Genomic DNA, 24,112 nt, shown 5'->3' on the forward strand with positions numbered 1-24,112 from the left:
AATTGTAAGGGGTTATAGACTCATTTTCACAGACAGAGCGAAAGAACGGGAATAAGGATAGTCCAATCCGCGTTCTGCACGCACGGTCGAAGTACGTAGGAAATCGTTGCCCGAGAGTTCGAAACGGAGCATTCCCAAATGAAACTTCTTCAATCGTTCGGCAGGAACATCATAGCCTATGGTGAGCGAGTTGAATGACAACACGTTGTAGTCTTGAATAAAACGGCTTGTAGGACGCGTAGTGGCTATCATACCTGTCTGCAATCGGCCAAACGGTGCCATATCACCTACATTCTGCCAACGTCCGCTCAACACACGACGGTCTACATTCTGCGAAGAGATAAGTGCATTCTCCACTTTATCGATCAACGTCCGGTTGTAACGCTGACCACCAAACTCATACATAAACGTAGAGAAGAGCGTAAAATTCTTCCAGCGCAGATTCAGACCAAACGTACCTTGCGCTTTCGGTTCAGTATTTCCGATGACCACCTGATCGGAAGCAGCCCAGTCATAAGTAATCGAACCGTCTTTTTTCACAAAAATCTCTTTACCGTCTGCCGGGTTAATACCCAAAGAACGAACTCCGAAAATAGAAGTCAACGATCCACCTTCCACATATTGCAAATAGGTTTGTGCATATTTCCCATCCGCTCTTTCGTAAGCTTTATCATAATCATCGTATTTCGCCAAGACTTTGTTATTGTAATCTTTCAAGCTGTCCGAGATCTTCAGAATTTCATTTTTATTGTGTCCTAAGTTGGCAAACAGAGCTACTAACCAATCTTTGTTCTGGAAAAGGTTACTGCGCAACTGGATTTCTACTCCTTTGTTCATCACTTCACCAATATTATCCTTGTATGAAGTAAAGCCCGTAGAACTGGGCAAAGTCACGCTGTTGACCAAATCGACCGTCTTCTTGCGGTAATAAGAGAAGTCCAACTGAATCAATCCGTTCAATATGTTCAAATCCAAGCCCAAATCCCAGTTTCTGGTTTTTTCCCAGCCTAAATTGCGGTTACCCAACGCTATCAATGAAGCTCCCAAACCAGTCTTATACCAGTTGTCGTTGATAATCCGATACATAGTCTGTGCATCATAGGGTGAAAAATTCACTTTACCGGTAACACCGTAAGTGGTACGTATTTTCAGACGTTCCAGCCATTCCATATCCTTCATGAACGAATAATTGTGGATATTCAGCCCTAAACCGCCCGAGAAGAAAGGTGCAAAACGCTTATCGGCTCCAAACTCGGAGTTTCCGTCGAGACGTATGGACACATCGGCTAAGTAGACGTTGTCGTACGAATAATTGAAAGTGCCCAACGCACCAAACAAGCGACTCTTGGAATCGGATGCTGAGGGCATGCCATATATAGAGTTTGCATAGCCTACCGACGAAAGAGTACCGGAAGGAAAGCCTCGGTAATCAATAGAAAGCCCGGTGCCTGTGCTTGATGTGGCATTCATACCGACAAGAAAATTCAAGCTGTTTTTTTTGATGTTACGGTTGTAAGACAAAGTCAACGTAGCGTCCCACGACAAACTATTGGCAGTAACGATATTCAACTGACCGGAAACAACATTATTCAATGACAGTCTATCGCTGTTTTTCTTTGAAAGCGGATCCAAGAAATCATTGGCTTCCGAATTGGATTTGGTCACACTAAACTGACCTTTGAGCAACCAATGCGGAGTAATGTTCCACAACAACTCCGTATTGTTTATCAATTCCCACGACTTATCACGGCTGTAGCTTCCCAATGTAGCCTCGTACAAAGGGTTCTCGCCTCCGCTGGTTCCGTTCCATCCATACGTCATCTCCAAATACTTACCATTCTCATCCAAATATACGTCGTAGGGCAGTTTGGAGGTATAATCCGCAAAGCTGCCGTAGGGTGAATCTGAAGAGTTAGTATAGGTGTAAGAGAAGCTGTTGCGCAACTGGAAGTTTCCCAAGGTGTATGACAAAGAGAGACCTCCTGACATACGGTCGCGATACGAATCTTTCATCACACCGGCATCGTTGTTGTACGACAAGTCGACCCCCCAACGCAGGTTCTCTGTTCCACCGTCAAGATACAAACTGTGTTTGTGATTGAACACTGTACGGAGAGGTTTCGACAGCCAGTAAGTATTCACACCACGAACCACATTATTCAGTTTCTTATGATAAATCTGGTCCAGCCTGTTCTGCTCGCTAATAAATGTTGCACTTTCCGGATCGGCCTTAAACAGTCCTGCCGCAACTTCTGTCTGCAACTTCTCCTTAGCGTCCATCAGATTGTAATCTGTTAGATCCGGATATTCCAATGTACCGGTAAAATTATAATTTACATTAATTTTCCCCGGCTTCGGAGTCACAGTTGTAATAATTACCACCCCGTTGGCAGCACGCGAACCATACATTGCCGTAGCAGCGGCATCTTTCAGAATCGTAATACTCTCGATGCGGCTCGGATCCATATCGTACAGTTTCTGTACACTGATTTCGAATCCGTCCATGATAAACGTAGGAAGGTTCGGATTATTCTTCAACGCTGATTTGGAGAGGTCTTCGGCAGCTAGTTCGGTAGTTCCGATTCCGGAACGCCCACGGATATACAACTCGGGGACGTTGTTTGGGTTGGACCCCATCAGGTTGTTTTCCGCAATACGAAATGAAGGGTCGAACACCTGCAAAGCACCCAGTACGTTTGTCTTTGAGACGGACATCAGTTGGTCGGCAGATACCGTTACAGACGTACCTGTAAAACTGTTCTTGCTGATTTTCGCATAGCCGGTCACCACCACTTCGTCCAATTGCTTTGAGTCCGGTTTCAACCGAAATGTATGTGTCTTGTCCAAATTCAACTTTGCGGTATTGATCTCTATCGGTTGCATCCCAACGAAAGAGATACGCACAATAACATTCTTGTCAGGCAGTCCCAAAGAAAAAGCCCCTTCCGCATCCGTCATCGTGCCGATGTTCCTCTCTTTCCCCATAATCAGAACAGTGACACCCGGCAAGGGTTCTCCTCCCTCATCTACTACCACTCCGTTTATGTTTTTTTTCTTCTCTTTGGACTGTTTGTATACAATAGTCACAATATTGCCTTCAATCTCGTAAGTATAGCCTGTGTTAGCCAATACTTTATCCAAAACTTCAGTGATAGGTTGTCCCTTACTTTGGATCGTGATACGAGACATACTCTTTACTTGCTCAGTGTTATAGATAAAGTTCAAACCTGTCTGAGCTTTCACTGCATCAAAAAACTCTTTAACTGATGCAGACTTTAAATTAAGGGATACTTTCATTGAATTAGACTGTGCTGTAGCCGATATCGGTGCGAACAACAGAAAAATAATACAGAGAGACATCACAATACGCTCTCTGGCCCTTTTAATTTGCATGGCCTCCTCCTTTTTTTAGTAAATGTGGTTAATAATTGTTTTATTCTCTTCTAATAATAATAGCTTCTCCTTCAACATCCATTTCCAGATGAGTAACTCTTTGAATTGCTTTTAATATAGGGATTATAGAACCGTAACGATCAAGGTCGCCGGTAAAACGTATCGTCTTTATATCTTCATCTTCAAACATTATTTTCTTATCATACCAACGGGATATCACCTCCATAAGGGTTTCCAAAGAACAATTATCAAATACAAAACGTCCGCTATTCCAAGCTATATAAGGTTCTATATCTACCTTGTTGATTTGAACATCCTGTGTTGCTCCATTTAGGACGGCCAGTTCCCCCGGATGTATCTTATGCTCATCCCCCTGGTTAGGAAAAACGCTGATAGCTCCTTCCACCAATACCACTTTCGTGACTCCGGCTACATGTGTATTGACATTAAAGGAGGTGCCATATTGCTTTACAATCCCATTTGCCGTTATAACCCGGAACGGACGGTCGTCTTTAGCTATTTGAAAATAGGCCTCTCCATCCAAATAAACAGTACGACTAGCTGCACTAAAATGCGACGGATACTTTAAAGTCGTGTTATAGTTCAAATGCACTTTTGTTCCATCCTCAAAAGTGAGCCAAAATTCACTATCATCATAAGTGACCAATTTATTATTGTCAGTAGCAGTAACGTCTCCATTTTCTGATTGTGTTTCTTCCATAACTTCTGGAGATAATATCGGCAAGATAGTCGAGTCCTGCAACGATTGATGGGAAGCCGATTTCAATTCAATTTCCTGCCCGCCGGCCAATACAAGAGTAGCTTTTTGCTTTCCCATTTTTTCCGAACGTATCATTGCTAATTGATCATCCTGTACTCTTACAAGTACGGTATCAGCGTTTCGCCACATTCCCACCCAAATAGCAGCACCAATAATTATAGGGATCATAAAGATAGCAGCATATCTCCAAAGCATCCTGCGATGGATCCCACGAACTTGAAAATGTTTTTCCTGAAACTTTTTCCAGGCCTGTTCCTCGTCCACTGTTGCAAATTGACGGTATCTTTCAGACAAATCAGTATCTTGCATTAGACTTTCATAGTTCTTTTTATTTTCTAAAGAACTTTCAATCCAAACCTGCAATCGTTTCTCTTCTTCTTCCGAAAGCTGTCCTAGTAGCTGGTCATGAATTATAGAATTTATATTTCTTTTGCGTTCCATTATATGTTTTTGCATCATTTATATAAAGACGACTAAACAGATAAAATGAGGGACAAGTTAAAACAACTTTTTTTCAAAAAATATCTTTTTTATGGAAGAATAGACAAAAGCAATGCAAAATGATATGGACTTAACTTTTTCCGGAGCAAAGACATTGCCCGTTTCTTTTGCGTTTTAACGGTCTCAAGAGAAACATAAAGCGCAGCTGCTATTTCTTCATTCTTCTTACCTTCCATATGCAACAAAAAGACCTGTTTGCAACGTTCCGGCAAAGAATCAATAGTCATAAAAAGTTGCCGAAAAATCTCCTCTGTAAAGAAATCATCTTCTTCCTCATCTCCTACTCTGTATTCCTGATGTGATTCTATTATCTTCTGCAGATAATCAAATTCAACATCTTTATGTTTGAGATAATCAATTGAAGCATTCCGAACGGAATTATATAGATAGGCCTTCAATGACACCAATGACTTAAATGATAATTGCTTTTCCCAAAGAGTAGAAAACAGTTCCTGTACAATATCCTCTGCAGCTCCAGACTCCCCTGTTATCTGTATTGCATAACAAACCAATGCCTTATAATAAGTCTTATAAAGCATACGGAAAGCTGTAGCATCCAGTTTATTTATCTGTTCTATGGAAATCTCTCTGCTATCCATTTTGGGCATTTTGTGCCAAAAATACAATTAAATAGCGATATTCCATGCTAAATATAATATTAAATTGTTCAGAACATATCGTAAAAATTTGATAAATATTTACGTAATGAGCTACAATTCTGATATAAAAAAGTAAAAGACACCCCATCGTAATCCCTACGACAAGGTGCTTCTATTAGCAATATAATGCTAAATTAACACTAAATTATTAAGAGAGAGATTTATTACTTTTCTTTTGGTGCAACTTCTGGAGTCACCAACTTCTTTATCGACTTCATATTCAGATACAGAAAAGCCAACCGCGGCTGTGCTTCCTGAACAACCAGTTCCAATGAATCAGATGTTACATAACCAATACGTTCACGTGTTTTATACACTTCCGTCTTCCCATCTTCCCCTTTGCTAAATCCTTCAACGATTAAATAACCATTATCAATCTTCCAAGTTTTTAAATCTAAAGAAGGAATATTGATAGCAGAACATTTACCACCTTTCTCAAACTCAAATCCTTTGAGTTCACCAGTAGATTCATAGGTATAAGGATTACACCATTTACCAATAATTTGTTTTTCCACCTTGTCTTGTCCGTAGCTGCTGAATGCAAAGCAAGACAGAGCTATTACTGTAATTAATAGTTTCTTCATTTTTTTTATTTTTCTAGTAAGTCATATTTCTGATCAATTCCGCGCTCTCTTAGATGAATACCCTCTTTCATCCAACGCGGTTCTTTCGTTCCTTTCAGATAATAATCAAAGAACTGTTTCATTCGGATAGTCCAGTCTTTTTGTGCTGCCTGACTACCAAGAAAATGTCCTTCACCTTTGTAATTAAGATGCCATGCCGGACGTTGCAAACGACGCATTGCTAAATAAAGTGCACGACCTTGTTCGTAGGCAACAGCCTCATCCTTATCATTATGCCAAATTAATAATGGGGTATGTATTTTATCCGCTTCCACAATAGCAGAACTTGCCAAATATTTATCCTTGGCTTCCCACAAACTCTTTCCCATACGGCTTTGCCATTCTTCATACATGAAATAACGCGGCAAACCGCTTCCACCACGAATACCCAAATAACCGGTTACCATATCAGTAATAGGAGCCCCAATATTAGCACAAGTAAATATATCCGTCTTTGTCACCAGATAACTAGCCTGGAAACCTGACCAACTATGTCCCTGAAGACCTATTTTCCCCGGATGTGCTATTCCCTGCTCTATCAGGTATTTCGTTCCGCTTACTACGGCATCATAGCAGCTCTGTCCCGGCGTTCCTACAGTAAAATGTACATCCGGCATAAATACAATGTACCCATTACTCACAAAGTACATCACATCCGCCATTGCACTGCTCAAACCTGGAGCATTATAAGTATTCAATCCGCCAGAGTGAGTCTCATAAAATTGTACCAATACCGGATATTCTTTCTTAGGATCATAATCCTCGGGAAGATAAAGCAGTCCTTTGTTCGGCTTATTCTCGTAATTCGTCCACTCCAGAAGTTTAACCGTTCCCCATTTATATTCATTTTGTTGGGGATTAGCGGTTGTTATTCTGATTGGATTGGAGAAATCTGATTTACTCCACCATAAATCACGAAATTCCGATATGTTCTGACGATTCCAGATACAATACTTCTGGTTATCAGAGAAGCGGTGAATTGCATAGATATAAGGACCTCCCATCAATTTTTTCAGATTACCTTTCATATCAAGCAAGCATATTTCTTCATCCATAGTATCAGTATCCCAGACACTCACCATAATCTTTTCATCCGAATCAAATACCTCCTTATCAATATTGCTAGTCATTTTACGGATAAATTTCCGGTTTTTACGTCCATATCCCTTCGTAAGGCACTCCGGCTGACGTTCTCCTGTCAAATCTATCTTCCACCAGTCATAAGCGTCATAAATCAACACATTATTGCCATCAGCAGTCCAACCTGCAATACCATAAGCAGGTGCAGGATTCGGTTTGTCATAGTCTTCTTCAAATATAGGATAGCCGATAGCAGTCGATATATCGGTTAGCTTGCCTGTAGCTCCATCAAATTTATTCCAAACTTTCGCCATAGGATCATACATCACCGCCCATTTACCGTTTGGCGACCACCGCGGCCTTGTCCTGTAGTTACGTCCTACTAATTGTTTTTCTCCCGTATGCACATTCACAGAATAGATGTCAAACGGCATTTCATTAAGCCATTCTTTCTGCATACGATAAGGAGTTTCGTCCGTATAAAGTACATAATGAATTTCTTCCGCACGGTCCGGCTCCAACAAATTGGCATGACTGGGAGCCACTTCCATCATTTTTTTAGAAGCAATATCATAGATATATTTCGAATACTGGGGATGGAAATAACGGTCGCGCGTCTGCAAAGTAGGAACTTCATATTCATCCCAAGTCCATAATTCCAGCTCGAAGCTCTCATCAGGCTTTACTTTCTCTTCTTTTTTATCTTTACTCACTTTTCCCTGATAGGGTCTGAGCTCAATTGTCAGAAATTTCTGGCTATGTGATAGAGTTGCCCGGGCAAGTTCCATTCCTGTAGGGAGAATAATCTCTTTACGGTCAAAGACCAAATCACAGGTATTCTTCTTTAAAGAGAAATTATACCATAAAGAATCGTTTACTGTAAATTCTCCAGTCATCTGTTTGGCATCAAGGCTGAAAGAAGAAGGTTCTTTCTTAACGGAGCTTTGATAAATAGTTTGGTAAGGACCAGCCAGTGGACCATAACACAAAGCATTTCCTTTGGCCTGTTTACGAATAAAAAGAATTGAACGATTCTGATTATACAGCGTATAGTAGCCTATACTGTCAATCTGAAATGCAGTTCCAGTTTTAAGATGACGTACTACCAAGCGGTCGAAAGCCGGAATATGGCTAACCGTATCTTCCGGTACATTGGTTACAGATACCGAATAAGGAACTCCTTCTACAGGATGGAAAGATTCTTTATACACCCACTCCGTTTTCACTCCGGACGGTAACGACATTAATATTGTCTTCATATTTCCAGCAGTATCCGCCTGCTGATAATAAATAGCCTGGTCTGCATCATAATATTGAATCTGCTCGACATCAGACAATGCTATTTCTTTCCGTGTACGCGAATCAAACAGATGTAATATCTTAGACTCCTTATCATCGGGATTATATTCCATCGGAGCAATGCGATAAGTTACCCATCGCCCTGTCGGAGAAATATCGGGTGATTCGACGCGCTTCCACGACATACAAGCTGCTATATCCAATGGTTTCAATAAGTGAGACTGTCGTTCGGCAGGTTGATCTTTCACTTTTTGTTCTGCTCCGGCAGAGTTGTATGACAGCAGCGCAGCTACCAAACACAAATATCTAAAGAAAGAGTTCTTCATATAGTTTAATCTATTGCCTTATTTACTACGGTTTATATCTTCCCAACAGTCTGCACGAGCATCACCCAGTAAATGCTTGGCAAAAAAGCGATACATTTTCCTTTCAAAATATTTATCTGCAGAACCATATCCATGACCAGCTCCCGGAATCACCAACATATCAAAATCTTTACCAGCTTCAATCAGTGCTTTAGCCATGCGATAAGTGTGTGCAGGATTAACATTCTTATCCATATCTCCTGTCACAAGCATCAGATGGCCTTTCAAGTTCTTGGCAATTTCTGCGTTCGACTTTACACTGAACTTATATTCATATTCTTTCGTCTCGTTGCCTAGACTGTCCTTCACCACCTTTTCCACTTCTTTCACACCATTATAACACTCTCCCCATCCACGATTATAAATACTGTTATCATGGTTACCGGAACAAGATACAGCGGCCGTATAAAAGTCCGGATAGGTACAAATAGCAGCCGCAGCCATAAATCCACCACCGGAATGGCCGTAAATACCCACTTTCTTTCCATCAATAAATGAATGACGTTGCGCTAACTGTTCAATCGCATATTTATCATCCGCCAGTGGGTAATCGCGCATATTACCATAACCATAACGATGGTAAGCCTTACCGCGCATCGGTGTATCACCTCGATGCCCTACTGTGATTACAATAAAGCCGAGTTGCGCCATGCGAGTACAATAACTATCATCTAGTGTAAAGTTAGTAGGTACAAATCCGAAATAAGGTCCGGGATAAACAACCGAAATAATCGGATATTTCTTCTCCGGATCAAAGTCAGACGGTTTCCACATCACTCCATACAAATCTGTAACATTATCGGCTGCCTTCACGACAAAACGTTCCGGTTTTTTCCAGCCTGATGCATAAACTAAATCCAGATCTGGTTTTGCCAACTCCATAATCACCTTGCCTTTTCTATCTTTCAGCATAATTTTAGGCTCCATATCCACTCTTGAATAGGTGTCTACATAGTAATTATGGGATTTCAAGAAATTCACATTATGCTGTCCGTCTTCCGTGCTCAAAGGAGTTACTCCTTCTTTGTCAATATCAACCTCATAAAGCATGTAATAGAAAGGATTCACTTTTTTATCTTTTCCATATCCATACAGATAAACTTTGCGTTTCAGCGTATCAATAGAATTAATATAACCTGTTACCCATTCACCGGAAGTCATCACATTCTTAAGGTTTCCATCTCCATCATAATGATAATAATGCCCCCAACCAGTACGCTCTGAACGGAATAGAATATCTTTTCCATCATTTAAGATTGCAACATTACGGGCATGTGGATCACGATATGGTTTATCTTCTTCGTGAATAACTTCCTTTACTTCCATAGTTGAGAGGTTAACAGAACACACATCTACCTCATCCCAAGTACGCTTAGTACGTTCAAAGAACAAGTATTTGCTATCTGAAGTAACATGAAGAGGCATTATGTATTGGTCTTTCCATTTATCTATCTTCGCCTTTTTTGCCGTTTTCTCTACAATATCAATAATCGTCAATTCATTTTGAGTAACATACTTATCACCAGGAAACTCATATTTATACTTTATCAACGAAGGAGAATCTTCCAATGAATTGATTACCCAGAAGTCTCGCAACAAACGGTTATCATCACGTACAACATAGATATGGCGATTATCGGGACACCAAAGCGCCGTTGTCGGTACTTCTCCATTCTCCCCAGCTTCCTCTTCACGAGCATAAGAAAAGTTTTCTACCCCATCAGTAGTCAACTGCACCTCGGTTGTATCCACTCCCAATGCTTTATTCCCCTTCACATACAAGTTGTGGTTCTTAGCATACAAAATATACTTTTTATCAGGCGAAAAAGTCATCCAACTATAAATTGGTTCTTCCGGTTCCTTCTTTTCTTCCTTCTTCTCTACTAATGTCAACTTACCCGTCAAACGATTATAGCTATATCGTTTACTCTTATAATCGAACTCAAATGAACCTTGATCTTTGGAGAAAGTAACAGATGAAATATCCAGTTTATTTCTATCCACTACCCCTTTGGTAAGTTCACTCAACTGCATAGCCATCTTCCCTTTATCAAAAAGAGGTTCACGCTTTCCTGCAGCAGGCACCACATAATAATAGTCCTTACCTACTGTTGTTTGAAACTCAAACCAGAAATTATCTGTATCGTTTATTTCCCGAGGGTAAACCGATAGACTAATATTGGATAATTTACCTCCTAAAGTAAAATCCTGAAATTTATCAGTCAATTCATAGTTGGCTTGTCGCTGTGCAATTTCTTGAGCTTGTAATTGTATCAGGAAAGGACATACTCCAAAAACAACAAAAACTATTTTCTTTAAAGTCATACTTTTTATATTGATAAAAATAGAAGGGTGTAAATATCTATGTGAGCAGATATTCACCACCCTTATTTTCTACTTTAGTTTATTTACAATAATGTGATTTTAAGACAATCTCCAAATTTGTATATTGCGTCAACAATAGTGCCAAACTTATTATCCCCCCGAGAATTTGAAACTTCATTAGGATATAGTTTCTTTAAAGTGACCTCATTAACTACGCCACCTGTTTTATGCTCTATAACTTCGTAAATGCGGAACTCACCATTATCAAATGCAACCCCCAAATGCCCGTTCACATATTTCTCCGGTGAGTAGTAATTCATATCCAGATAAGACAATGAAACAATATCACCAGGCAAAGCATCTCCATTTTCCAGCTTTATTTTCATACCACTGTCTCCTTCATCAGTAGTTGAACAATACCATAATTCAGCACCATTCGCAATCACTGCATATCGCTTATTTTGAAAAACCACCATATCCTTATAATCAGTAAACATTTCTCCTTTGATGCTCTTCTCCAAATAATCTCCAACCCTTACAGGAGGATCCTCATAATAAGTATTCAATGAAAAATTACGCATAAAAAAATTACCGTCTTTTTTCATCAAGGCTATCCATCTCGGTGTACAAGTATCATACCCGTCATCATTTCCTGTAGCGGCCGGAACCATAGTGATAATCTCATATTCCATATTCTGGAAACGTGGATCAGCTTCTCCTTCATTATCTAATATTTCGTATACATTACCACTATATATCAAAGAATTCATAGATATCGTCGGGAAACTGTTTGTCATACCACCATCCCAAATGTACTGTAATGAATTATCAAGAGTCAATACAGGAACTGTACACATTAGATCATTAAACTTCTGAATACCATACATTGCCTTAAAACGAACGCCGCCCCATATTGGATCTGACAAATAAAATCCTGCATGAAAATCATTTGCAACAGCTCTTTGGTTATAATATATATAACCATTCTTATTAAACAAGAATTTAGAAGAATAAGTCATAACAGCATTCACAGGAGAAAAATCATCAGGAATGTTCCCATTAAATTCCTCTACCGTATATACAGACCTCATTAACGAATTGCCGTTTAATTCAACCCATTTACTACCTTGCATTACAACAAGCTCATCATACAGTACTTCTTCACCACTGTTTACCTCCTGAAATGCCAAATCCCAATATCCTGTACTTTCAAGTAAACAATGAGGTTCTGTTCCTAAATTAGGAACAATGTCTTTTTCTACTTCTTCATACACAACAGAATCTTTATAGGCTTCCTCTCCATACGAATTATAATACAGCTTCTTCACTGTCTTCACTTTGATAAAAGAAAGCGCAGAACGACCGTTTATATCAGATAATATCGCCCATCCCTGCAAATAAGCTGATGTTACTGTTATCTTTGTAGATTTCGAGAATTTAACACCAGTTTTATTATCGACAACCGAGTACGTAAGCTCATAAATTCCATATTTATCCGAAGAGAAAGTATATGAAGGAGTAGTTACATCCAACTTCTGACCGTCCAAATACCATTCATAACTGACATCTGGATTTTCTTTATCTATGGTAAACTTAAACGTTGGAGAAAAGGTTAGTTCTTCCCCTACGGTAACTTCATATCCATACTCATCCATATTAGATATTGCACCGTCCAATTCATTCACCTGTTTATAATCAAAATTATTCTTGTCATCCAAGCAACTGTAAAATCCTGCTACTATGGACAGCAACAAACTGAATATTATTAGTTTTTTCATATTTCGTCTATTTCTATTTATTTTATCCAGCAACAACTACAGTTATTTCATTTCCATTCTCATCCAAAGCTGGAGTACCTGCTGCCTTAAGTTCTTTCAACGTATTCTTTAATCGTAAAGCATATTTTCGCATTACCTGCATGTCTTTTCCATTAAAGACAACATCATCTTTTATTAACTCTTCTAAGAACATCTTATATTTTTCCTCCGAATATGTTCCCAAATAATACTTCTCAATTGTATTTTCAAAACGAGTTTCATTCCCTCTGTCATTTACCGACCACCAATCCGGTTTAAACAAACGATCCGTTACAGATATGATAGCTTTTGAATATCTATAAGTTCCAGGTCTAATATCTCCACTTTCATTTATTTTTATGGCCAATAATTTAGTAGATGTTTTCAAATCTGGATAATTCTTCAAAGTTACTGTAATTGTACCCTTCAATTTTCCTGCCTCAATCATACATTCAGAAGGCAAAACATAATATTCCTTGGGAAGTGTAGTACCTTTCTCATCCACAACAACAGTAAATTTAGTGTCGATATCCCTTAACTTCCCATAAATCTGTACTTCCAAATCAATTTTAGCATCCTCACCTTCCTCGTAGAATGTAAAGGAAGTGGTCGTTGTATCTGTCATCATGTCCTTTTCAAAGATGATATAGGACACATCATTGGCATTAACCAAAAGCTCTTTTTCTTCACAAGAGAAGAATGTAGTAATCAAACATCCTATTATTATCAAAAATATATTTCTACTGTTCATAATGCTATACTTTATTTTATATTACTTTCTGAGTCCGGCAATGGAAGAACAAAGTTTTCCTCTGTCGGAAGAATAGGGGTTTTCTTAGCCGATGAGCCAGTACCCGAATATCTTAGAACTTGACGATTCAAACGTTTAAACATAAAAAACACTTGTCCTTCCCCCAATAATTCACGTTGTACATCATTCAGAATCATATTTATGAGTCCATTCTTATCAAGGCTTGACAAATCAACAGTCACACCACGACCTTCTTTTACAGTCTCAACATAGTCCCGTGCCTCAGCTAGATTTTTATCACAAATAGCTTCAGCCGCAATATAATATACTTCAGACATACGTATCATCGGTATCATAGGATTCCCCCATCTTCCACCGGAACTTTTTTCTTCCTGCTTATGATATTTTAATGTACGATATCCACGATACTTTTTTTCAAACTGATATAACAGACGATAATCATAATCCTGCTCGTTTCCAAAAATATCTTTGACTTTTTCCGCATGCCAACACAGATAGCTCTGATTATACTCTGCCTGTTCCTCTGAACTATAATTTATTTCCAATTCCCAATCAATCAACTCTGTTGTATACAACGTAAAAATGATATCATCATAAAATTTAATGTTGCCATTTGTCGAAATATTATATACATCAGTAAAATCAAAAAAGCCCTCATCTTTTTGTAATTTAATTATTTTCATAGCTTCATTATAAGCCATATCCAAATTACCGGCATACAAATAAACACGAGCCAATAATGCAGTGATTGCATAATAATTCAAACGGTAACCACGTTCTGCCAAAAACCGGTCCTCACCATCGTAAATATACTCTAAACGTTCATAAACTCTAAATGATTGTGCCTCGTCAATAGGCTTCAAAAGACCTTGCGCCTTTTGCAAGTCTTTAATTACATGGTCAAGACAATACGCAACAGTTTGCTTATTATTCACGTACGCGGGATATTCTTCAACATAAGGAATAAATGTACGTTCACCAGGATTAGCAGACGGGGCAGGAGCATACAAACGCAATAAATCAAACTGTATATAAGCACGTAAGCCAATAGCCTCTCCCAAAATCATATTACGCTCCTCTTCTCCTTTATAGAAAAGAGTCGTATCTGCTCCCTCTACTTGTTGGGCCAAATTATTACAATTGGCAACAATATTCCATGCAGCTTCCCACATTGCATCGGTGGTAGGTACCAATTCTATATCTTTAAAAAGACGCTTCGATACTTTCTTCATGGCATTACCTCCTCCCACATCGGATACAATGTCATAATCATGCGCTTCGCCCAGCGCATCAACAATCCCCCAACTAAGGTTCTGTCCATATAGATCTTGTGTGGACAATTTACGATAAATACCATTTAAAGCTGTACGGTATCCGTTTCCGGTTTCAAACAAAAATTCTTCTTTGATTTCATCCGACGGACGAACATCTAACCAATCGCTACAGGAAGAAAACACCGTAGCTACTATCCCTAATGAAAGTAATGTATAATATATCTTTCTCATCTTCTTCTTTCCTTAAAATTGTGCTTTTAAAGAGAAACTCACTTTCCATGAACGCGGATAGCTTAGACCTCGTTCTTGACGTATTGAGTTCCAATTAATCAAATCACTCGTATTTGCCTCCAAACGAAGCATATTCATTCGCAAGTGTTTTTTAATCCACTCCCGATCAAAATCATAACTAACCGTTAATGAGTTTAAATGCAACAAAGCTTTGTCTTGTACAAAACGAGAAGTTGGTAAAGTAGTCAGATCGCTGTCTTTAATATTCTTGAATTGTGCAATATCTCCGGGCTTTTGCCAACGATCTGTCAGCACACGCAGGTCAACATTTCCTGTCTTTATATTTGCATTTTCCACATTATCCACCAGAGTTTGATTATACTCTTGTCCGCCCCATTCATACAAGAAAGATGCAAATAGACTCCAATTTTTATAAGTAACATTAAGGCCGAATGAACCATTAAATTTAGGCTCGGTATTTCCAACTACAACTTCCTGGCTTGCATCCCATCTGTCCGTCACACTACCGTCACGATTAAGGAATATTTCCTTACCCGTAGTAGGGTCAATACCCAAAGAACGCACTGCCCAAATAGAGGTTAATGACTCGCCTTCAGCATATTGTGGGATAGGAACTGAATAATTGGCATCCGACAATGAACTATTAATGCTCAACTGGTTATTTATCTCTTTTTGATAAAATGCAGTTACACGCTCATTGTATTTTTTTTGAGAGTCTGAAATCTTGAGTATTTCATTCGTATTATGAGCCATATTTCCCCATAAAGACACTGTCCAGTTACGATCACGAAAAACATCTGCCCGTAATTGTAGTTCAAATCCTTTATTTAAAATCTCACCCATGTTATTTTTATAGGAAGAGAAACCTGAAGTGCTAGACAATCCAAAATCATTGATCAAATCGATTGTCTTTTCATAATAATATTCAGCTTCAACTGTCAAACGTTGATTAAAGAACAATGTCTCTATACCTACATTGTATTTATCCGTTTTTTCCCAAGTCAGATCCTTATTACCTAATGCTTTAAGTACAGCGCCATATCCCGTTATATACCATTCATCAAATAACGATTGATACATTGTCGTTGCAGCATAGGCTGGAAAATTCACTTTACCGGTACGCCCATAAGATGCTCTGACTTTTAATTTATTAATATCTTTATTCCCTTTTAAGAATGCATAATTATGAATGTTGACTCCCAAACCTCCTGAAAAGAACGGAGCCCACTTCTGATTTGCTCCGAACTCAGAAGAGCCATCAAAACGCACTGAAGCATCCGCCAAATAAATATCATTCCATGTGTAATTCGCAGTGGCCAATGCGCTAATACGACGGGTCGTATTTTCTGTACGGGTCGGTTTTTTATAAATCTCAGTAGCGTAATTCAGCGAATTAAATTCACCTGACGGGAATCCCCGATAGTGAGCATTTGTATTATCGGTATTGGATGCAGCAGCCTCCCATCCCACAGAAACATTTATATTATGTTTACTATGAAACGAACGAGTGTAATACAGAAAAGCATTTGTATTCCAATCTAAGCTTCCCCCCCTTTCCGTATATAAATCACCTGCCAAATATGCATCATCACTCTCACCATAGACACTCACCTTTGATGAAAGCGGATCATAAAACTTCTCACTGCTAGCATACTTCTTAGTAATACTAAATTGCCCTTTCACCGTCAAATAGTCATTCAAATACCAGTTCAGGCTAAGATTATTCACTAATTCATCATAGGCATTCCATTCATAATTCCCTAATGTGGCTTCATACAATGGATTATTCGAAGTACGTGAACTTGGTGACTGTGAATAACTCATTTTTTGCTTCAATGTTCCATCATCTTCATAAGGAGTCTCATAAGGCTGCATACGTGTATAATCGCTAAATGAACCATAAGGTGACTCTTTAGACTTTGTATGTCCAAAAGAAACTGTATTCTTTACTTGTAATTGTTTTACACGATAATCTAACGAAAATCCAATAGAATACCTATCACGGCCCGATCCTTTCATTACACCATTCACCCCATTATAAGAAGCATCTACACCATACCTAAGATTAGGAGTACCTCCTTCTATATACACACTATGCTTATGATCAAAAGCATTCTGTAAAGGCAATGACATCCAATCCGTATCAATTCCTTTTTGAATTAATGCATATTTTCTATAATAAGCATTCATTCCCTGAGAAGTGCTCTGATTGTTATTGTTTCCTTTATCAAATAAACCTGCCAATCTTTCAATTTCTAATTTTTGAGAAGCATTTGCCAAATTATAGTCACGTAAATCAGGCAGTTCTAATGTACCCGTAAAATTATAAGATACCCGTATTTCTCCCGGTTTGGGAGCCACAGTAGTAATTACAATTACACCATTGGCAGCACGGGAACCATAAACAGCTGTAGCAGCAGCATCTTTTAAGATAGTCATACTTTCAATACGAGTCGGGTCCAAATCATATACTTTCTCTATACTGACCTCAAAACCATCCATAATAAAGGTTGGAAGGTTCGGGTTATTCTCCAAATTAGATTTTGACAGTTGATCTCTATCGAGTTCTTTCACCCCTATTCCTGAACGTCCGCGAATGTACATCTCCGGTAAAGCATTCGGGTCAGAACCAAATTGATTGTTTGTCATCAACCGGAAAGAGGGATCGAATGATTGCAAAGCACCCAAAATATTTGTTTGAGAAACCTTACGTAAATCATCACCTGTAATCTGTGTAGAACTACCAGTAAAACTAGTTTTACGAACATTATTATATCCGGTCACAACTACATCTTCCAATGTTTTCACATCATCAACCAGAGTAATTTCAAGACTTTTCCGACGTGTAGCATCTACTTGAAGAGTCTGCTTTTTCATGCCGATAAAAGAGACTTCCAAGGTCACTTTATCGTTTTTCACATCCAGTGTAAACTCACCTTCAATATTGGTAGAAGTACCCGTACGAGTACCTTTCACAATAATACTAGCTCCCGGTATCGGCTCTCTATTCGCATCGACAACCATACCACGGATACGATTTTCTCGCTTTTCCGTCTGCATCTTGCGAATGACAACAATACCATCCTTCACCACATAATCAAACCCTTGCGGATTCAAAATCAACTTAAGAGCCACTTCCCATCTTTCATTTTTTGCATTAACAGATACCGGAGGAACTCCTTTAAACATTTGTGAATTGTACAACATATTCACTCCTGTCTGCTTCTTCACTGCATCCAAAGCCGTCTCAACTGAGACATTACGCAGATTCAAAGTCACCGTCTTGTCTTGCGACGGTAAAGCCCATGTGCTAAGCGTACAGCACATCGCCACTAAAAAACATAGCAGCCATCGTCTTTCTCTCATAAATTAACAATTAAACTTATCTAATATTCTATTTTGCTTCTAATCTTCCATTTTGCCATAAATCAAAATATTCCGACCGCTGATCTTATAAGTCAGATCACCGGTCAGTTCCAATGCCTCAAGGAATGAGTTGATTGTCCCGTAGCGCTTCAAACTACCACTATAAGTTATGTTGCGTAAATCTTCGGTTTCATAATATACTTGTATGTCGTACCAGCGCTCGAACGTTTCCATGATTTCTCCTAAAGAACGATTATTAAAGACATACAGGCCTTCTACCCAACCTACATATTCTTCCAGATCCACCGTACGTTTCTCCGAGCCATTAGCCGAAACGACTGCCTGTTCACCCGGCAAGAGAGTGATAGCTTCCACATTCGGTGCAGAGAATTGCACTTTACCACGAACCAGTGTCGTGTAGCAGACGGAGGCGTTGATGTAAGCATTTACATTAAAAGCAGTACCCAACACAATCACATCTCCAAGATGGGTCCGCACAACAAACGGATGATTTTCATCCTCAGCGACATCAAAATAGGCCTCACCTTCCAAAGCTACAAGCCTACGCTTGCCGACGAAGCGTACAGGATAGGTCAACTTAGAGCCAGCATTCAAATGAACCGTAGTTCCATCCGCAAGGATTACCGTATTTTCTCCTCCACGCGGTATAACCAGTTCATTTGATTTTGCCGATTGCTCTTCAACGTTTTTTTCTTCGTGTTGTGTTGTAACGGTTGATTGATAAGACAGTACTCCTTCTTTATATTTTACCTGAATACCATCTACTACCACATTTACTTCTTTCTTATCCACATCAATGACACTACCATCGGGTAAGGTCAACTGTGCTTGTTGCGTACCCGGCTGAATCAAAGGTCTGCTTTCTTCTTTCGGAGAAGAGCTATTCAACATATAGAAAGAAAGCCCCACTGCGAAAATAACGACAGCGGCAGCAATATACCACCCGATGTGAAGAGACCGACGTCTTTGTCTTTCCGGTTCGACTTGTCCTATTTTTTGAAGGAAAGATTGATAAGCTTTCTTCGATGAATAATTTTGACGTTCCTTAAAGGCAGCTTTCAACGTCTCACTATTCTGCAATTGCTCATATATCTTCCGCAAGTCCGAACATTCCTCCAATCGCTTTTCAAGCTCCTGTTGTTCCGCTTCATCCGCTTCTCCTAGAAGAACTCTTCTCATCAAAGCAGCATCTTGATATACATTTTCGAACTTCTTCATCTTATTGACCATTTTTTAATTAAACGACTGTTTAATTTCTCTTTATTATAGATATACATAACCTATAGAAAAGGGTGACAAAAAGATTCTATTTTTTTAGTAGAATAATATAGAGAGTCAGATTTTTGCGACAGAAATATACCATTTTGTCACATCAGAAAAGAAATAGCGGTGGTTTTAACAAAAGAAACAAAACTTAATCAATCTATAAAAAGGCAAATATATATCAGAATGTTTTTTCTTATTTTTTAGAGAAATAAACAAAGAATTATGGAATTCATGGAATCCCCCAGCTTCTCACGGAGAAATCTATAGCTGCGCGTCTTTTGAGTTTTGACGGTGTTAATACTAATTCCCAGACGTTCCGCAATCTCTTCCCAAGTATACCCTTCAATTCTCAGCAAGATGATTCGGCGTTGTTCGGCTGGAAGTTCTTCAATATGGTGATACAACTGGCGGATAATTTCCTCCTTTACCGTTAAAGCATAAATCATATCCTCATCTTCCACACCTTCTCCCTCAGCAAGAGAACTTAAAATAGTATCATGGATCTGATTATTGCGTATATATAATAAGGTGTTATTATAGCAGGCACGATAAAGATAATTGGCGAGTTCCTTGATATCAGAGAAAGTACGCTTACCTTCCCAGATAGAAATAAAAACCTCCTGAACCAAATCTTCTACCGCATCGGGCACCGGCAATATCTTGGAAACATACACACATAGAGCGGCATAAAAACGATCATAGAAATCGCCCCATATCTTTTCATCCTTTCGGTTGACTCCCGCTACTATGGCGTCAATTTTATCCTTCATACTGTCACATTACCTGCGAAAAAAGAAAACAGAATTCATCAAAAACGCTGTAACTACTTACTTTTGCGATATTTACGAATGCAAATATATTGTTTTTTTCAGAAACGCAGGCTTAACCAAGCTACAAAATAGAAAATAAAAGCAGGCACCTAAGTTCAAGTTATAAATGCGACAGTTGAGTGAGAATATAGTTTAGAAAAATATTTTTAGAGAGAAGCGGATGAAAAAAATCTTCATCTTGCTTCTCCCTTGGAATAAAGTTTCTATCTTGCTCCCTCAATCTCCTACCAAATCAGTCGCATGATGAAACAATTAACCGAAGGACAAAGATACAAATTACAAGCGTATCTGCAAGCAGGAATTAAAAAAGATGAAATAGCCCATTTGCTGGGTATTCATCGTAGTACCCTTTATCGTGAGTTATGTCGCAATAAATGGAATCCCACGGACTCTTATGATGCTGACTATGCACAGTATCGTTACGAACGTCGTAAAGAGCAACGTATTCGTCCACAGAAATTCACAGAGTGTGTCAAGGCCAGAGCCACAGCCATGCTTGTCCAGCTGAATTATAGCCCGGAACAAATAGTAGGAAGATGTAAGGGGCTAGGCTTCCCGATGGTTTCCGTGGAGAGGCTTTATCAGTGGATATGGGACGATAAACGAAAAGGCGGGGATTTATATCGGTCACTTAGAAGAAAGGGGCGGAAGCATGGAAAGAGAGGTTCCGCACATAATAGTAGAGGATGTATTCCCAATCGCAAGGATATTTCGGAAAGACCTGCTATTGTGGAGAAAAAAAAGAGATGGGGAGATTTGGAAATGGATACTATTATTGGAAAGAATAATAAAGGGGCTATTCTTACAATAAATGAAAGAAAAACTGGGTGGCTATGGACATACAAGTTGCCAAGTAAGGAAGCTAAATATGTGGCGGCAGCAACCGTGCAACTATTGAGACCATATAAAGGGCGAATACATACAATTACTTCAGACAATGGATCAGAATTTGCAGACCACCAATATATTGCGAAAGAATTAGGGATAGATTTTTACTTTGCAAAACCACATCACCCATGGGAAAGAGGAGCAAATGAAAACCTAAATGGATTAGTCAGGCAATATATACCGAAAGGCATTTCGTTCGAATATATTACACACCAATATATAGAGGAAATTACATTAGAAATTAATCAAAGACCAAGAAAAAGATTGGGATTTTTATCACCCAAAGAGGCACAAAATTTTAGAAAGATTAAGCAGCTCAAGAAAAAATTGAACTTATAAAATAAGGAGGTGTGAGGTTGTAAATTAAACTGTGTCAACAAAGGGAATGAATAAAATATTAACTTTGCAAACACAGTTTATTTATGAGCGAAGAATTTGATTTTGAAAGTATCAAGAACAAGGCCATCGAACAGCTAAAAGCCGGTAAGCCCTTGTTGGGAAAGGATGGAGCGTTTGCTCCCTTATTGGAGAGTATTTTAAATGCGGCCCTTGAAGGCGAGATGGATGCCCATCTCTCCGATGAAGAGCGTATGAGTGGCAATCGTCGTAACGGAAAGATGCGGAAGCAGGTACAGACTTCCATGGGTGAAGTGACCGTATCTACTCCGCGTGACCGCAATGCCACGTTTGAGCCTCAATTTATAAAGAAGCGTGAGACCATTCTTGCCGAGGGTGTTGCAGACCGCATCATCGGGCTTTATGCTTTGGGAAACAGCACACGTGAGATAAGCGACTGGATGGAAGAGAATCTGGGTAACCGTGTATCTGCCGAGACAATCAGTTCCATCACCGACCGTGTACTTCCGGAGATAAAGGCATGGCGTTCCCGGAGTCTGGACCCGGTTTATCCGATAGTCTGGCTCGACGCCATTCATTACAAGGTAATGGATGACAGAGGTTGTGCCGTCAGCCGTGCGATCTACAATGTCCTGGCTATAGACAAGGAAGGACGTAAGGACTTACTTGGCATGTATATCTCTAAAAATGAGGGCGCAAACTTCTGGCTGAATGTGTTGACCGATTTACAGAACCGTGGCGTGCGTGACATCCTCATAGCTTGTGTCGACGGTTTGAAAGGCTTCCCCGATGCCATCCAAAGCGTGTTCCCCAATACCGTCGTCCAACTCTGTATCGTCCATCAGATACGCAATTCCGTCAAGTATGTCGGCAGCAAACATCAAAAAGAGTTCATGAAAGACCTGAGACGTGTCTATGGCGCTGTAAGCAAGGAAGCCGCGGAAACAGAGCTTCTTAATCTGGATGAGAAATGGGGTGAGAAATATCCGATTGTCATCAGGTCATGGCAGGACAACTGGGAAAGGCTTGCTGAATACTTCCAGTTTACACCGGATATACGCCGCATGATATATACCACCAATACTGTCGAGGGCTATCATCGCCAAGTACGGAAAGTTACAAAAAACAAGGGCGTATTCCCTAATGATACCGCCCTTGAGAAGCTTGTCTACCTCGCTTACCGCAACATACGCAAGAAATGGACCATGCCCATTGCTAATTGGGCGGCCATCGCTGGGCAATTAGCGATAAAGTTTGGAGATAGATTTAAATTATTGTAATTTTACGCTCGTCGGGACGGGTGGTCCCGCCCCTTGGCGCTGGCCGCTCCCCGACCGATGAGTTTGAAAGGAAAATAGAGCATGACACAGTTTATTTTACGCCCCCGGAGGTGTCGCATTTACAAATTGAATTCAGCGGCATACTAAAACTGATTTTTCATTTTCATCTCTCATATCTCTCATAAAAGGAAGGTAAACAACTTATGATCAAATGGTTATATAATGAGAGATGATTTTAAAGTTCCGCATCTCTCATACTTTTCACGAGATCTCTCATATCCTTTTACAGGATCTCTCATGCTCTTTCCTCTCATGACAAACGCGAGCTTCTTTTCTTCTTTGTCCAACAGTACCTCAGCCCACAACCAACAGACATTTATATATAAGGAAGTATTCAAGAGCGCTTTACCAAGCCATACTCCCCGCATTATCTATCGCGCATCCAAACCGTTGCACTCCAGTGAACAGATCATTGTACTCTAGTGAACAGTTCCGTCTACTCCAGTGAACGGTTCTATCCACTAGAGTGGAATGAATAGAATGTCGCTTTTATAATCTGAAAAGAGCGCCAATCCAGGATAAGACTACAGAGTATTCATCTATGAAATAGTACTGCTAATGACACAAACGGGCATAAAAAAAGAGCGAATCATTCCGCTCCACCTTAAAGAATCCCCATTAATGGGATTCTTCTTTTCTTCATCTTTCATTTACTTGTTACCTAAAAACTACTCTTTTACCAATACCTAATCAAAACAACCTTTTTCCTAAAAACAATCTAAAAAATCTAATACCTTAAATTTATAAACTAATACCTTCTAATTTTTACCTTTTAATTTTTCTTTTTCTAATACCTAAAAATCTAAGTAGTTTCACAACTACGATGCAAAGGTATAGCTGTTTTGGAAAATGACAAGAGACATTTTATTAAAAAATATATTTGAACTTATTTTTTTGACTTATGTCAAGAGTTCGGGTGAAAGA

Annotated in this window: 14 protein-coding genes; 2 read left to right on the plus strand and 12 right to left on the minus strand. The window is 39.3% G+C overall.

The window, feature by feature from the left end:
- Positions 1 to 12: 12 nt before the first annotated feature.
- From ACNOGP_RS03610 to ACNOGP_RS03665, 12 genes are all read right to left on the minus strand, one after another.
- Positions 13 to 3,393, minus strand: a complete 3,381-nt coding sequence (locus ACNOGP_RS03610) for a SusC/RagA family TonB-linked outer membrane protein (protein ID WP_418214088.1) — start codon at positions 3,391 to 3,393, stop codon at positions 13 to 15.
- A gap of 40 nt (positions 3,394 to 3,433) precedes the next feature.
- A complete protein-coding gene (locus tag ACNOGP_RS03615) occupies positions 3,434 to 4,615 on the minus strand; it encodes a FecR family protein (RefSeq protein ID WP_418214089.1) in 1,182 nt (393 codons plus the stop codon).
- Between the two features lie 89 nt (positions 4,616 to 4,704).
- Complete coding sequence (locus ACNOGP_RS03620; protein ID WP_143867131.1) at positions 4,705 to 5,274, minus strand: RNA polymerase sigma-70 factor; 570 nt, start codon at positions 5,272 to 5,274, stop codon at positions 4,705 to 4,707.
- A 224-nt stretch (positions 5,275 to 5,498) separates the two neighbouring features.
- Positions 5,499 to 5,918, minus strand: coding sequence for a lipocalin family protein (locus ACNOGP_RS03625; RefSeq protein ID WP_143867133.1), 420 nt, complete (start codon positions 5,916 to 5,918; stop codon positions 5,499 to 5,501).
- 5 nt (positions 5,919 to 5,923) lie between these two features.
- Complete coding sequence (locus tag ACNOGP_RS03630; RefSeq protein ID WP_418214090.1) at positions 5,924 to 8,662, minus strand: prolyl oligopeptidase family serine peptidase; 2,739 nt, start codon at positions 8,660 to 8,662, stop codon at positions 5,924 to 5,926.
- A gap of 18 nt (positions 8,663 to 8,680) precedes the next feature.
- A complete protein-coding gene (locus ACNOGP_RS03635; RefSeq protein ID WP_270539489.1) occupies positions 8,681 to 11,026 on the minus strand; it encodes a S9 family peptidase in 2,346 nt (781 codons plus the stop codon).
- 83 nt (positions 11,027 to 11,109) lie between these two features.
- Positions 11,110 to 12,804 (minus strand): PKD-like family lipoprotein, encoded by a 1,695-nt coding sequence (locus ACNOGP_RS03640; RefSeq protein WP_418214091.1) that lies wholly within the window; start codon positions 12,802 to 12,804, stop codon positions 11,110 to 11,112.
- A 22-nt stretch (positions 12,805 to 12,826) separates the two neighbouring features.
- Complete coding sequence (locus ACNOGP_RS03645; RefSeq protein WP_272720989.1) at positions 12,827 to 13,573, minus strand: DUF4843 domain-containing protein; 747 nt, start codon at positions 13,571 to 13,573, stop codon at positions 12,827 to 12,829.
- Between the two features lie 11 nt (positions 13,574 to 13,584).
- Positions 13,585 to 15,099 carry a RagB/SusD family nutrient uptake outer membrane protein gene (locus ACNOGP_RS03650; protein ID WP_418214092.1) on the minus strand — a complete coding sequence of 505 codons (1,515 nt, stop codon included), beginning with the start codon at positions 15,097 to 15,099 and terminating at the stop codon, positions 13,585 to 13,587.
- Positions 15,100 to 15,111: 12 nt separating this feature from the next.
- Positions 15,112 to 18,486, minus strand: coding sequence for a SusC/RagA family TonB-linked outer membrane protein (locus ACNOGP_RS03655; RefSeq protein ID WP_195628999.1), 3,375 nt, complete (start codon positions 18,484 to 18,486; stop codon positions 15,112 to 15,114).
- Between the two features lie 39 nt (positions 18,487 to 18,525).
- Positions 18,526 to 19,725: a FecR domain-containing protein gene (locus ACNOGP_RS03660; RefSeq protein WP_418214093.1), complete on the minus strand. Its 1,200-nt coding sequence runs from the start codon at positions 19,723 to 19,725 to the stop codon at positions 18,526 to 18,528.
- A 248-nt stretch (positions 19,726 to 19,973) separates the two neighbouring features.
- Positions 19,974 to 20,543, minus strand: coding sequence for an RNA polymerase sigma-70 factor (locus ACNOGP_RS03665; protein WP_022274753.1), 570 nt, complete (start codon positions 20,541 to 20,543; stop codon positions 19,974 to 19,976).
- A gap of 300 nt (positions 20,544 to 20,843) precedes the next feature.
- Between ACNOGP_RS03665 and ACNOGP_RS03670 the strand changes: the two genes are divergently transcribed.
- Together ACNOGP_RS03670 and ACNOGP_RS03675 are read left to right on the plus strand one after the other, a co-directional pair.
- Positions 20,844 to 21,830: an IS30 family transposase gene (locus tag ACNOGP_RS03670; RefSeq protein WP_195477624.1), complete on the plus strand. Its 987-nt coding sequence runs from the start codon at positions 20,844 to 20,846 to the stop codon at positions 21,828 to 21,830.
- A gap of 83 nt (positions 21,831 to 21,913) precedes the next feature.
- Complete coding sequence (locus tag ACNOGP_RS03675) at positions 21,914 to 23,128, plus strand: IS256 family transposase (protein WP_121765586.1); 1,215 nt, start codon at positions 21,914 to 21,916, stop codon at positions 23,126 to 23,128.
- The last annotated feature ends 984 nt before the right edge of the window (positions 23,129 to 24,112 follow it).

Origin of the sequence: Bacteroides difficilis (assembly GCF_048319815.1) — a bacterium.
Taxonomy (GTDB): Bacteria; Bacteroidota; Bacteroidia; order Bacteroidales; family Bacteroidaceae; genus Bacteroides; species Bacteroides zhangwenhongii.